Origin of the sequence: Planobacterium oryzisoli (assembly GCF_015354315.1) — a bacterium.
In the GTDB taxonomy this organism is placed as follows: domain Bacteria; phylum Bacteroidota; class Bacteroidia; order Flavobacteriales; family Weeksellaceae; genus Planobacterium_A; species Planobacterium_A oryzisoli.
Map to the genome: position 1 here is coordinate 210,614 of NZ_JADKYY010000003.1, position 13,246 is coordinate 223,859.

Consider the following 13,246-nt stretch of genomic DNA (forward strand, 5'->3'; position numbering starts at 1 on the left):
ATTGTAACAAAATTTTTAAAACTTCGTCTAATTGGTAAATGCCCGAAATGAGAAACATCTTTGCTCTATTTTTATTTTTAAGTACGCTCAGTATGCACGCCCAAGAGAAGTGGAGCCTGGAGCGGGCAGTCCAGTACGCTCTGGAAAACAATTTACAGGTGCAATCCAGCGCCTATAACCGTGCACTGCAGGAAAAGAGTACAGAAATAGCGCGCGCCGAGCGGCTGCCGGGGGTTTCTGCCAACCTTTCCAATAATTTGAGCTTCGGACAGCAGCGCTATATTAATTTAGTACAGCGAAACGATAATTTCAATAATTCCCTTAATGTAGGAGCAGATATGCTTCTGTACAATAACGGCAGACTCGAGAAAAACTACCGCCGCGCACTGCTTGATCTGCAGGCGGCCAGCTACGACGTAGAGACCATAAAAAACAACATAGCACTGCAAATCGCGCAGGAATACCTTTCGGTACTGCTCAGTAAAGAAATTGTTCAGATAAGTCAGAGCGCCCTTACCAACGCGCAGCAGACCTTGCAGCGCGCAGAAATTACCACGCGCGTAGGAACTACGGCCCAAACCGTTCTTGCAGAAGCGCAGGCCGCACTGGCCCGCGAGGAGCAAAATACGGTAGCGGCCCAAATCAATGTTGAGCGCGGGCTTTTCAATCTCGCGCAGCTCCTGCAGCTGGATGACTATACCTCCTTTGATATCGAAGATGCACCGTCTTCCCTTCAGGTGGAGGCGCCCCTGTATTCTGCGCAGGATATTCTCTCTACCGCCTATGCGCAGCAACCGCAGATAAAAGCGGCGCAGATGCGCATCGAATCGGCTATAGCGCAGACCGAAGTAACCAAGACCGCCCTTTACCCTTCCGTATCGGCAAGCGCCGGGGTAGGAACATTTTATTTCAATCAGTTAAACCGGGGCCAGGATACGGGTTTTTTCAAACAGTACTCCGAGAATTTTGGGCAGCAGCTGGGCATTTCAGCAAACATCCCCATCTTTAACAAGGGAATCACCAAACTGCAGATTGAGCAGTCCAAAATCAATGAAAGCCTTGCTAAAAACAACATGGAGCAACAAAAACAGGAAGTGCGGCAAAATGTGCAGCGCGCTCAGTTTGATGCCAAAAGCAATTACCAGGCGTATCAGAGCGCCGAACGTATGGTTAAAAGCGCCGAGCTAGCGGAAGACTTTGCCCTTAAAAGCTACGAGGCAGGAAGAAGTACTATCTATGAGCTAAATGCCGCCAGAAACAATACCGTCAATGCGCGGGGCAGCCTAGCACAGGCAAAATACAACTATCTTTTTAGTTTAAAGCTGCTGAATTTCTACGCAGGGGTTCCTATCACGCTCTAATACAAAATACTTTTTTTGCATGTCACACATCCACTTAGACCCTTACCTACCCTCGAAAACGCTGGAACAGGTGGACGACTGGACGCAGGATTTCAATTTAACCATAGTACTTTCCAAAGACCGCAAAAGCAAACTCGGCGATTACCGCAGGCTGCGCGGAGACGGCCATCTAATCACCATAAACCATTCGCTCGAGCCTTACCTGTTTTTCTTTGTCCTCACCCACGAACTGGCCCATCTCTATACCTTCAGTACCTACGGACCACGCGTGGGGGCGCACGGCAAGGAATGGAAGCAGACCTTTCGTTCTATGCTTCTGGAAACCCTGGACAAATACCCCGAAGAGCTGCAAGAACCCATTCGCTCTTTTGCGCGTCTGCCCAAAGCCAATTTCATGGCCTCCCCGGAACTGGTGAGGCATTTTCAGTACAACACGCTCGGGCCTAACGAGGCGTATATGGAGGATCTAGGTTTCGATACGCGGTTCGAATACCGGGGTGAGGAGTTTCTGACCCTCTCGAAACTTAAAAAAAACTATCTTTGCCAGCACATAGCCACCGGAAGAAAATACCGGTTTAACTGCCTGGCGCGCGTGAAACTTCGTAAATAGAATGAGTGCAAGCAATCGTTATTGTGTGATTATGGCTGGCGGGATTGGAAGCCGCTTCTGGCCTATGAGCACAATAAAGCATCCCAAACAGTTTCAGGACATCCTGGGTACAGGCCGGACCATGATCCAGCAGACCTTTGACCGTATTTCGGGAATCGTTTCCACCGAGAATATATTTGTAATCACCAACAGTGAATATGTAGAGCTCTGCATGCAGCAGCTCCCGGAACTTGCTCCAGAGAATATCGTCGGCGAGCCTCTGATGAAAAATACCGCTGCCTGCAACCTGTATATGGCCAACAAAATCGCAGCGATAGATGCGTCCGCAAGTATCCTGGTGGTACCCGCAGACCACCTTATTCTAAAAGAGCAGCTGTTTCATGAGAAAGTGGAGCTGGGATTCAGCCTTGCCTCCACCAACGATTATCTTATCACTATGGGTATTGAACCTACAAGGCCCGATACCGGCTACGGATATATCCAGTATTTAGCCAATAAAAAAGACACGTATTTCAAAGTAAAGACCTTTACCGAAAAGCCGAACCTGGAAATTGCTAAGGCTTTTTTGGAAAGCGGCGATTTTCTTTGGAATGCAGGAATCTTCATATGGAATGTCCAGTCCATACGCGCGGCCTTTTCTAAATATCTGCCCGATATGGTTCAGGAGTTCAACTCCTGTCCCTTCAACGCCCAGGACGAGCAGTCCTGCATTGAGCAGATCTATCCCAAAATCCATAAGATCTCGGTGGATAACGGCATCCTTGAAAAAGCAGACAATGTCTACGTAATACCTGCGGATTTAGGCTGGAGCGATCTGGGAACCTGGACTTCTGTGTATCAGAACTCCGAAAAAGACGCCCAGGAGAACGCGCTGAACTCCAAAAACATACTCACCTATAATGCGCACGGAAATGTAATCCGCCTTAAAAGCAAAAACAAAGTGGCCATTATCGATGGACTGGAGGACTTCATCGTGGTGGATACGGACAAATCCCTTCTGATCTGCCCGATAAGCAACGACCAGCTGATCAAGGACTACGTACTGGACCTTAAGAACCTAAGGAAAGGCGATCGGTTTATGTAGCTACTTGGTTACAAAGGGCTTGACGAGTTTCTTGTTTGCCTGCCGTGCCTGCCCCTCTGCGCCCATCGTGTAGGTAAAACCAATACCCAGGGTTTGTTTCATCTGTGTTTTTCGTATCTGGTCGTGGTCGTAGAGCACATCCACTCCAATCAGCGCCGAGATGTAGCGGTTAAACTTCATATTAAGCATTCCGGAATAATTAATATCCACACGCTCGGGGTGGTTGACATAATTGGAAAAGAAGTTGAGTTGGTTTACCAGATGTACATCCTTATAGATTTTGAGTCGGTATAGCAAATTAAGGTTCGCACCAAGCTCGGTGCGCACACTCTGTCCGTCTTCCTCCAGTCCGTACCTTCCCGCGGTCTGTAGTTTTGGATCCAGCACAAAGGTAAACTTACCGTTGGCCGGCCGGAAAATCACCTGAAAGTCCTCACTTGGGTTGTAGGAGATACCCACACCGACATTTAAATATCCCGGAGCCATAAATTTGGAAATACGATCGGTGTATTCCGGATCGGGGGTTTCGACGTAGTTATACCCAGGTGTAAACTGGGAAAGAAACTGATACCCCGTGGAAAGATAATAGTTCCTGCCCAGCTCGTAGCCGTAGTTGGATGCGAGGTTTATGAAATCCTCTGTTTTCCTTGTGGCCTGCCCTTCGGAGGCTACAAAGCCATAGCCCAGCTGCAAAATGTTTTCCAGGTAGTGTTTGTCTTTTTTGAAGCTCAAATTGTAACTGACCTTCCCCAGTACCCCCATATTGTTATTACCTCCGGAGTTCCAGTTGGAGAAGGACGCCTGATTGAAATGCAGGTTATTCTGCGCATAGAAAAACCAACGCTTTTCCTGGCGGTTATTTATAAGATTAAAGGGCGTTAAGGGAATTTCCTCGGGCACTTGGGGCACAACCACAATATCACGCACGACAATGGTGTCTTTCGGGTCCAAGGAAATCGTCTCAAGCACAGGATTGGCAAGACTGTCGAGATTTAGCTGGGTTTTATTCCATTTGCTCTGCGCTATAGAATCGATTCTGCGTTGCAGCTCGGAGCGCTGTGCGGAGACAAAAACACTGGATAAAGTTAGCGTCAACAAAACATATCTTTTCACCATACAACCAATTTTAAGATGCAAAAATATGGATTACAATTTACTAAGGCCCCTTCAACCAAATATTTTACTAATATTGGAAGGATTAAAAGGCACTTTATGGCAACTAATGCCAAAATAACCTGTTTTTTCCTCTGGCTAGTGATTTGATATCTACCAATGGTCTTGAAAAAATTTAGTCTTAACCCAAAAGCCCTAACGCGCCCTTTGCTTCTCGTTGCCCTAATGTGGCTGGGATTTTTGCTGCAGTACACAGGGCTCGTGAGCACCTGCCAGGGCGCCCTTATACCCCTGGTCCCGGAAGGACTCAAGGGCGTCCTTTTCGCTCCTTTCCTGCACGGAAATCTCGAGCACCTAACCAGCAATTCCCTGCCCATTGCCGTTCTTGTATTTTTACTCTACCAGTTCTACCCGACTCTGGCCTGGAAGGTTCTTGCCACGGGCTGGATTGCTGCGGGTCTTTTAATCTGGAGCATTCCTCCCATCGCCCTGTTTTCTCAGGACAGCCTACCCTCCTGCATTGTAGGAGCAAGCGGTATTGTCTATGTCCTGGCCTTTTTTCTTTTTTTCAGCGGCGTCATTAGAAAAGAGCGGCATCTTATGGCGATAAGCCTGGTTGTAGGATTTTACTACGGCAGTTTAATCTGGGGAATATTTCCTGAGGAGTTTTTTTACCGTCTTGAAGAGCCCAGCAGAATATCCTGGCAGAGCCATTTGAGCGGCGCCCTGGTAGGTACCACCCTGGCCTTTGTATTCCGCAAGCGGGGAAGCAAAAGAAAGCGGTATATCTGGGAGTTCCCCAATTACTATAACGAGAAGGACGATATGCTTTGGCAGGAGTTCAAAGCAAATTCCCCGGAACTTTACCAGGAAATGCCGCAGAAAAAAGAAGACTCCATCTGGAAGCGCCTGGATAAAATCCGAAGGGAGGATTCCGATTGATACGTTTCTGCTTTTTTTTAACTGAAAGCCAATAATTTGCCCGACCCGATGCGGGATTGCGCGTCGGGGATTTGACGCTTTGGTTTATTAACCCGTTTTTAATAATTCATCAAATTATTCTTAACATGGCTTTTTCTTTAACACTCGTGCGTTAATTATGAATTTAATAAAAATATTGTCTAGTTTCGCTGAATTTTCATTAACATTAAAAAGAATGTTTGCGAGATTTAAAAAAAAAATTAAATTTGTTAATAATAATTATCACTTAACATGGAACATTATAATGTAGATCAAAAAATCCAGGAATTCGTAGCCAAAATTGAGGCGCGAAATCCAAACGAACCTGAGTTTCTTCAGGCCGTAAAAGAGGTAGCTGTCACCGTAATTCCTTTTATTGCAACACGGAAGGAATACAACGGAATGAAACTTCTTGAAAGAATGGCCGAAGCAGAACGCATTATTATTTTCCGAGTTCCATGGATAGACGACAAAGGAGAAATCCACGTAAACCGTGGGTACCGTATACAGATGAATTCGGCCATTGGTCCATATAAAGGCGGAATCCGTTTCCATCCTACCGTAAACCTCTCGGTTCTTAAATTCCTAGCATTTGAACAGGTCTTTAAAAACTCCCTGACTACCCTTCCAATGGGCGGAGGAAAAGGGGGCGCCGATTTCGATCCTCAAGGGAAATCCGATATGGAAATCATGCGTTTCTGTCAAGCGTTCATGACCGAGATGTGCAAACACATTGGTCCGGAGACCGACGTTCCGGCAGGAGATATCGGAGTGGGGGCCAAAGAGATTGGGTACCTTTTCGGACAGTATAAAAAGATCCGCAATGAATTCACCGGTGTACTTACCGGCAAGGGACTGGCCTACGGGGGCTCACTTATCCGCCCGGAAGCTACCGGATACGGAGTAGTATATTTCTGCGAACAGATGCTAAAGACCAAAGGAGAGAGCATAGAGGGTAAGACCTTTGCGGTATCCGGGTTTGGTAACGTGGCCTGGGGCGTAGTGAAGAAAGTGAATGAACTGGGCGGTAAGGTGCTTACCATTTCCGGTCCGGACGGATACATCTACGACAAGGACGGGATTTCCGGAGAAAAAGTGGATTACATGCTGCAAATGCGCGCCTCTGGGAACAACCGCGCAGAAGACTACGTAAACCAGTTCCCTGGCGCAGAATTCTTTGCAGGCAGAAGACCTTGGGAGGTTAAGTGTGATGTGGCTATTCCAGCCGCAACGCAGAATGAACTGCACCTGGAGGATGCCGAGAAATTAGTCGCCAACGGGGTAATGTGCGTGACGGAGGCTGCCAATATGCCTTCCACGCTGGATGCCATCAATTACTTCCTGGACAATAAAGTACTGTTTAGTCCTGGTAAGGCTTCCAACGCAGGGGGTGTAGCTACCTCAGGTCTGGAGATGACGCAGAATTCCATCCGTTTGAACTGGACTTCCGAGGAAGTGGATGCACGACTTAAGGAAATTATGATCGGGATCCATAAGGCCTGCCGTGATTTTGGAAAAGAAGAGGACGGATACGTAAACTACGTGAAAGGAGCAAACATTGCGGGCTTTGTAAAAGTAGCCGAAGCCATGCTTGCCCAGGGTGTGGTCTAACCCCACAACCTTCAATATAGTAAGAGTCCCTGCCCCGTGCAGGGACTCTTATTTTTTTTGCTCCAAATGCCTTTGAAGCTTTTCCACAGCCAGATAGGCCGCAGGGCAAATAAGGGTGTTTTGCAGGGTAAGATGGTTAATCTGATAGATTTTCTTGCGGTCCGTGTGGGGGTATTCTCGACAGGCTTTAGGCCGGACCGCATAAATAGAGCAGGCATTATCCGGCAGTAAAAAAGTGCAGGGAACCTGTTGTAACACCCGATCGCCGTCTTCATCGGTGCGCAAATATCTGGAAATAAACTCTCCCGGCCGGATTCTGAGGAATTTGGCAATGCGCTCGATATCTGCATCGGTAAAGAGCGGCCCGGTGGTCTTACAGCAGTTGGCACATTTCAGGCAGTCGATTTCTTCAAAGACCTCTTCATGGATCTCCTGGGTGAGGTAATCCAGATTTCTGGGCGGTTTTTTCTTAAGAGCAGCAAGAAATTTCCTGTGCTCCGACTGCCTCTTTAGGGCAAGTTTCCTGAAGTGCGCTACATCCATAGGATCTGTGTTTTATTGCAATACTGCTGGGCAAAGGTACGCCATTGAATTAATTACTAACTTTACTGACCCAAAACCATCGCAGCGTGCAGACCCGAGAACTTTCCACCAGAGAAGATATTGAAGAACTTGTCAATCACTTTTACAAGAAAGTGGACCGTGATCCCGTCATTGGCTTTTTCTTCAATTCTATTGCAAAAGTGCAGTGGGATGACCATCTACCTAAAATGTACAGCTTCTGGGAAACCTTACTCTTTGGGCAGATATCCTACAAAGGAAATCCTATGGCGGCGCATTTTCCAATCAATGCGCAGCACCCGATGAAAAAGGAGCATTTTGAGCACTGGCTGAAACTCTGGACAGAGAGCGTGGAAACCCTCTTCCACGGTGAGATAGCAGATCTGGCTATTTACAAGGCCGGAAATATCGCGCGCCTTATGGCCCATAAGATGGAAGTAGCCACCCGATTAAGCTAAGGCACGATCACAGTAAAGATATACGCCGCGAGATTCACCAGGAGCACCGTTCCGTACAGCACATTGGTTTTCCCCCTGCTTAAGGATAGCATGACGATACACACCGAGAGGGCAAGCAGAATGATGGATTTTAGATCCAGACCCAGCACAAAGGGAATATCGTAAATGATACATACCACCGATACGGCAGGTATAGTAAGTCCCACACTGGCCAGGGCGCTTCCCAGACCCAGATTAATGGAGGACTGAATCTGGTTGTTTCTGGCGGCGCGGATTGCGGCCAGTCCTTCGGGAAGCAAAACCACCAGGGCAATGATAACCCCCACCAGTGCCCTTGGAGCGCCAATGCTGCTGACAAATCCTTCAATGACCGGAGAAAGCCCCTTAGCCATTAAAATGACCACCGCCAGACACAATACTAAAAGGATCAGGCTTATGATCGTTACCGCCCTACTTGGGGGAGCAGCTTCATGTACGGTATGGTTTGGATCCTCCACGACGAAAAAGTTCCGGTGGCGAACGGTCTGTACCATAAGAAAAGTCCCGTAGATGACCAGGCAGGCAATGGAGACAAAAATGAGCTGCGATTCGGTATAAAAAGGTCCCCGTACACTGGAAGTATAATTGGGAAGAATTAAAGTTAGAACCAGAATAGCTACAAGACTTACCAAATACGTGGTAGCAGAGCTTCGCATAAAAAACTGTTCTTTGTATTTAACGCCACCCACCCAGATACAGATGCCCAGAATCCCGTTTAGGATAATCATAACGGCTGCAAATATCGTGTCCCGGGCATAGGTGATTGCGCCCTCCCCTCCCGAGAGCATAAACGATATGATAAGACCAACCTCAAGAATGGTTATACAAATGGCCAGAATAATGGTACCGTACGGCTCGCCTACTTTATGTGCTATGACCTCGGCATGATGTACTGCAGCAAGTACCGAAGCAAAAAGAAACGCGGTTCCCACAATGCTTCCGATGTTTCCGTATTCCAGAAATCCTCCCAAATAGAAGATTCCTGCTACGACGGGAAAGACGTTGTACCATTTAAGAAATTGAGTGGTGCGCATAGTGTACTGGATTTTAGTTGCAAAATACAAAAAATCTATCAAAATTGCTTTTAAAATACATTTTAATGATAATCTAGTTCCACAGGTAATAGTCCTGGAAGTCGGTTACCATATGCCAGAGAAGACCTATAGCCACCACCCGGAAATTTCCTTTCAGAAAAAGACTCCCTAATAAATACAGCGCTATCATGGGGTAGGTATGCAGCGGATGAAATCCAATGCTGTTTCTATTGGGATCAAAAAGCGGATCGGCAAAAATATGGTCCAGATCTACCAGCATTGTTAGAAGCAGCAGCGCATAGGTTTTTTTACAGTTCCTAGGCGCAAGAAAAAAAGCGATAAGCGCCGGGAATACCAGATGCAGAAAATAATGCACCCCCGTTTGAAGCTCCACCGCGGGAAGCGCTGTACCTAAAGCCTCCATATCAAAGCGTGCGGGGCGCTCTCCCCGCTAGCTTACTGCAAGACAACTCGTTACGAAGTGGTTTCTTCATCGTCGAAATATTCAAAAAGAAAGTCGTTGTACGGGAAACGCGCGATATGCAGCTTGTGAACCTCCTCGTAGAGTAGCTTCTTGAGCTCTGGGAAGTTCTCTTTACTCGTGGCAGAAATAAATACGGTAGGAAACTTGTTCTTGGCCATCCACGTACGTTTCCATTCCTCTAGTGAGATGTTCTTTCTGGTGGAAGGGGTAAGATCATCCTCTTCCTTCACCTCATAGGCAAAGGCATCAATCTTATTAAACACCATGATCATGGGTTTTTGATTTGCTCCGATTTCAGTTAGAATCTGGTGGACCGAGTTAATATGGTCCTCAAAGCTCTCATGCGAAATATCCACAACGTGCACAAGAAGATCCGCCTCCCGGACCTCATCCAAAGTAGACTTAAAACTCTCTACGAGCTGGGTAGGGAGCTTGCGGATGAATCCCACCGTGTCGGTAAGTAAAAACGGTAGGTTTCCGATCACGACCTTACGTACCGTAGTATCCAAGGTGGCAAAGAGCTTGTCTTCGGCAAAGACCTCCGATTTGGAAAGTGCATTCATCAGGGTGGATTTTCCTACATTGGTATATCCCACCAGGGCCACACGGATCATTTTCCCGCGGTTCTGGCGCTGCGTCTGCATCTGTTTGTCAATGGTTTTAAGCTTCTCCTTTAAAAGGGATATTCGGTCCCGGATGATACGGCGGTCGGTTTCTATCTCCGTCTCCCCCGGTCCGCGCATCCCGATACCACCCCTTTGGCGCTCCAAGTGGGTCCACATTCGGGTAAGGCGGGGAAGAAGGTATTCGTACTGCGCCAGTTCCACCTGCGTTCGTGCGTAGGAGGTCTGGGCGCGCTGGGCAAAAATGTCCAGGATAAGGTTCGTACGGTCTATTATTTTTACTTCCAGTTCCCGCTCCAGGTTCTTTAACTGCGATGGCGAGAGCTCGTCGTCAAAAATCACCGTTCCTATTTCGTTGGCGTGCACGTACTCACGGATTTCCTGTGCTTTACCGCTTCCTACAAAGGTTTTTGAGTCCGGCTGACTCATTTTTTGCGTGAATCTCTGGTGTACCTGCGCTCCGGCAGTAAATGCCAGAAACTCCAGTTCGTCCATATATTCCTGCAGTTTTTCTTCCGATTGCTCCTTGGTTACCAGTCCCACGAGGACGGCTTTCTCATAGTTATGTTCTTTTTTCTCCAGCATAGTTTTTTTTCTCTAATAAATAGTTTAGCTGCCCTTGGGCACGTCACCGTCCTTGAATCTCAGTTTGGCAAAACACAGTATGGTTGTGGCAACAACCGATATACTGTTGGTCACGATCATGGAAATATGCTCGTTGAGTATTCCGTAGTAGAGCCAGAGCGCCGAACTGACAATACCGATAATACAGGTTACCAGGGAAATCTCCTCGGCAGAACGCTCCCTGAAAATCTTTATAATTTGGGGTATAAACAAAGCCGAGGAAAGGCCACCCGCCACAAAACCAATAATTTCTGTATTCATCGATTGCTTTTTATCTGTAAAGGCGCACGGAAAATCACGGGGCCCCAAACACCTTCTAAGGACTTATTTTTATAAAGTGTGAATACAATTACCCAAAATTAAGCCAAAAAATAAGTAAATTGCAGGAAAAATTTATCAAACATATGAAAAGATTACTTTTATTATGTACATTCCTTTTAAGCTTCATTCAAATGAGAGCGGACGAAGGTATGTGGCTAATGATGCTCGTTAAGAGATTAAACGGTCAGGATCTTCAAAAGAAAGGTCTTAAACTTACCGCGGAAGAAATTTACTCCGTTAACCAGTCCAGCCTTAAGGACGCAATTGTACAGTTCGGAGGAGGATGTACCGCAGAGATGGTCTCCAAAGAAGGGCTTCTATTTACCAACCACCACTGTGGATACGGTCAGATCGCTGCACTTTCCACACCGGAAAAAGACCACCTTACCAACGGTTTCTGGGCAATGAAAAAAAGCGAGGAACTTCCTGCAAAAGGACTTTCTGTGCGTTTCCTTGTACGTATGGACGATGTAACGCAGCGCATCAACTCCAAACTCAATAACGCAATGTCCGCCAAAGAGCGCAGAGACATCATTGAGGCTGAATCCAAGCTGATTCAGCAGGAAAACTCTGAAAACGGAAAATACGTAGTTACTGTTCGTGATTTCTACAACGGAAACGAATTCTACTATTTTGTATACCAGGATTATAAAGACGTTCGTCTGGTAGGAACACCACCGAACTCCATCGGAAAATTTGGAGGGGACACCGACAACTGGGAGTGGCCAAGACACACGGGAGACTTCTCTGTATTCCGCGTCTACTCGGATGCAAACGGTAACCCTGCAGAATATTCTCCAAACAATGTACCTTTAAAACCTAAGCACCATTTACCGGTATCACTAAAACCGTTCAAGCCTGGAGATTTTTCTATGATTGTAGGGTATCCGGGACGTACCAACCGCTACATGACTTCCTACGGAATTGACCAGTTGGTAAACAAAGACTATCCGGCCTGGGTCGAAGCCTCTAAGACGGCTATGGACGTAATGAAATGGTACATGGATAAAGACCAGGCCACTAAATTAAACTACGCCTCCCAATATGCTTCGGTAGCCAACTACTGGAAAAACAGAGCAGGTACGATCGAATCTGTGAACAAAAACGGTACGATTCAGGACAAACAGAAAGTAGAGGAAGTATACCAGCAGTGGGCGGAAAAAGAAGCAAACCGCGAACTGTATGGAAACGTACTGAGCGATATGAAGGACTACTACGCCCAGACCTCTGCGCGTGGCATTGAAAGAAACTACGCGGCGCAGATGACCCGTAACGCGAAGTATATTCCGTACGCCATCAACCTTTCCTCAATGTTTAAGTCGTATATGGCTGAGAGTGATGCGGCCAAGAAAGCAGAGCTTAAAAAGACCATCGCTTCACGTATCTCTTCTATGTATGAGAAGTTCAACCCGGCCCTAGAACAGCAGATGCTCAAGGCTATGGTTTCTCTATATGCGCAAAAGGTACCGGCAGCAGCCTACGCTCCTTCCCTGTATACGATTAATCCAGCGCTTTTGGACGATGTAGCCAAGAACAGCATTTTTGCTACCGAGGCAAGTGCAATGGCATTTTTAAATAATCCGGACGCAGAGAAACTCTCTAGGGATGCACTGCTTAAAATAGCAAACAACTACGCTACCGATTCGCGCCAGGCAGCAGACAAATATGTGGAACTGGATGATAAGTTTTCTGTCAGCAACCGTCTGTTCTTTGACGGTCTTAGAAAATCCCATCCAAACAAAGAGTTCTATCCGGATGCGAATTCCACGATGCGGATAACCTTCGGTAAAATTTCCACGCTCCCATTCAGAGACGATCGGAACTACCACGGGGTAACGAACAATTTCTATACGGATCTGGACGGTACGGTAGCCAAGTACAAGAAAGGCGATGAGGAGTTTGATCTTCCGCAGCGACTGATTGATCTGAATGCCAAAAGAGACTACGGACAGTATGCCGATCCTGCGGGGTACCTTCCAGTGAATTTCCTTAGTGACCACGACATCACCGGAGGGAACTCAGGTTCTCCAATTATGAACGGAAACGGAGAACTCATCGGACTTGCATTCGACGGAAACTCCGAGGCGCTTTCTGGAGACATCGTATTTGAAGAAGAATGGCAAAAGACCATCAACGTTGATGCGCGCTATGTGCTTTGGGTAATCGACAAGTTTGCCGGAGCAGGCCACCTCGTTGAGGAAATGACCATCGTTAAATAATTTCTTTTTATTATAAAACATAAGAAGCCGTCTCAATACTAAATTGAGGCGGTTTTTTCATTTTAGGAGGTTTTAGTGTTGTATAATTAGGAGGTATTTTGTATCTTTATTACTGATAATCAACAAGATGCGACCTACTTTCAA

General features: G+C 46.8%; 13 protein-coding genes. 7 read left to right on the forward strand and 6 right to left on the reverse strand.

What is annotated here, in order from left to right:
- Positions 1-47 precede the first annotated feature (47 nt).
- Genes IC612_RS03805 through IC612_RS03815 form a run of 3 tightly spaced genes read left to right on the forward strand, consistent with a single transcriptional unit; the run spans position 48 to position 3,055 of the window.
- Positions 48-1,361 carry a TolC family protein gene (locus IC612_RS03805; protein ID WP_194738841.1) on the forward strand — a complete coding sequence of 438 codons (1,314 nt, stop codon included), beginning with the start codon at positions 48-50 and terminating at the stop codon, positions 1,359-1,361.
- A 19-nt stretch (positions 1,362-1,380) separates the two neighbouring features.
- Positions 1,381-1,971: a SprT-like domain-containing protein gene (locus IC612_RS03810; RefSeq protein ID WP_194738842.1), complete on the forward strand. Its 591-nt coding sequence runs from the start codon at positions 1,381-1,383 to the stop codon at positions 1,969-1,971.
- A gap of 1 nt (position 1,972) precedes the next feature.
- Positions 1,973-3,055 (forward strand): mannose-1-phosphate guanylyltransferase, encoded by a 1,083-nt coding sequence (locus IC612_RS03815; RefSeq protein WP_228512854.1) that lies wholly within the window; start codon positions 1,973-1,975, stop codon positions 3,053-3,055.
- On the opposite strand, the gene IC612_RS03820 is transcribed toward IC612_RS03815, so the two are convergent.
- Entirely contained in the window at positions 3,056-4,171 is a 1,116-nt protein-coding gene (locus IC612_RS03820; RefSeq protein WP_194738843.1) for a DUF3078 domain-containing protein, read from the reverse strand. It lies immediately after the preceding gene.
- Between the two features lie 156 nt (positions 4,172-4,327).
- Between IC612_RS03820 and IC612_RS03825 the strand changes: the two genes are divergently transcribed.
- Entirely contained in the window at positions 4,328-5,110 is a 783-nt protein-coding gene (locus IC612_RS03825) for a rhomboid family intramembrane serine protease (RefSeq protein WP_194738844.1), read from the forward strand.
- 270 nt (positions 5,111-5,380) lie between these two features.
- Positions 5,381-6,739, forward strand: coding sequence for an NADP-specific glutamate dehydrogenase (gene gdhA / locus IC612_RS03830; protein WP_194738845.1), 1,359 nt, complete (start codon positions 5,381-5,383; stop codon positions 6,737-6,739).
- A gap of 48 nt (positions 6,740-6,787) precedes the next feature.
- Here the strand turns inward: gdhA and IC612_RS03835 are convergent, their stop codons facing one another.
- Entirely contained in the window at positions 6,788-7,282 is a 495-nt protein-coding gene (locus IC612_RS03835) for a YkgJ family cysteine cluster protein (RefSeq protein WP_194738846.1), read from the reverse strand.
- An 86-nt stretch (positions 7,283-7,368) separates the two neighbouring features.
- Between IC612_RS03835 and IC612_RS03840 the strand changes: the two genes are divergently transcribed.
- Positions 7,369-7,758, forward strand: a complete 390-nt coding sequence (locus IC612_RS03840; protein WP_194738847.1) for a group III truncated hemoglobin — start codon at positions 7,369-7,371, stop codon at positions 7,756-7,758.
- Here IC612_RS03840 and IC612_RS03845 read toward each other — a convergent pair.
- From IC612_RS03845 to IC612_RS03860, 4 genes are all read right to left on the reverse strand, one after another.
- The gene (locus tag IC612_RS03845; protein WP_194738848.1) at positions 7,755-8,831 is read right to left on the reverse strand and encodes a calcium:proton antiporter; all 1,077 of its coding nucleotides are present in this window, start codon (positions 8,829-8,831) and stop codon (positions 7,755-7,757) included. The genes IC612_RS03840 and IC612_RS03845 overlap by 4 nt on opposite strands.
- A 73-nt stretch (positions 8,832-8,904) precedes the next feature.
- Positions 8,905-9,255, reverse strand: coding sequence for a DUF6122 family protein (locus tag IC612_RS03850; RefSeq protein WP_194738849.1), 351 nt, complete (start codon positions 9,253-9,255; stop codon positions 8,905-8,907).
- Between the two features lie 50 nt (positions 9,256-9,305).
- Positions 9,306-10,523 (reverse strand): GTPase HflX, encoded by a 1,218-nt coding sequence (gene hflX, locus IC612_RS03855; RefSeq protein WP_194738850.1) that lies wholly within the window; start codon positions 10,521-10,523, stop codon positions 9,306-9,308.
- Between the two features lie 24 nt (positions 10,524-10,547).
- Positions 10,548-10,823, reverse strand: coding sequence for a SemiSWEET family sugar transporter (locus IC612_RS03860; protein WP_194738851.1), 276 nt, complete (start codon positions 10,821-10,823; stop codon positions 10,548-10,550).
- Between the two features lie 143 nt (positions 10,824-10,966).
- Between IC612_RS03860 and IC612_RS03865 the strand changes: the two genes are divergently transcribed.
- Positions 10,967-13,102 (forward strand): S46 family peptidase, encoded by a 2,136-nt coding sequence (locus IC612_RS03865; RefSeq protein WP_194738852.1) that lies wholly within the window; start codon positions 10,967-10,969, stop codon positions 13,100-13,102.
- Positions 13,103-13,246 lie beyond the last annotated feature (144 nt).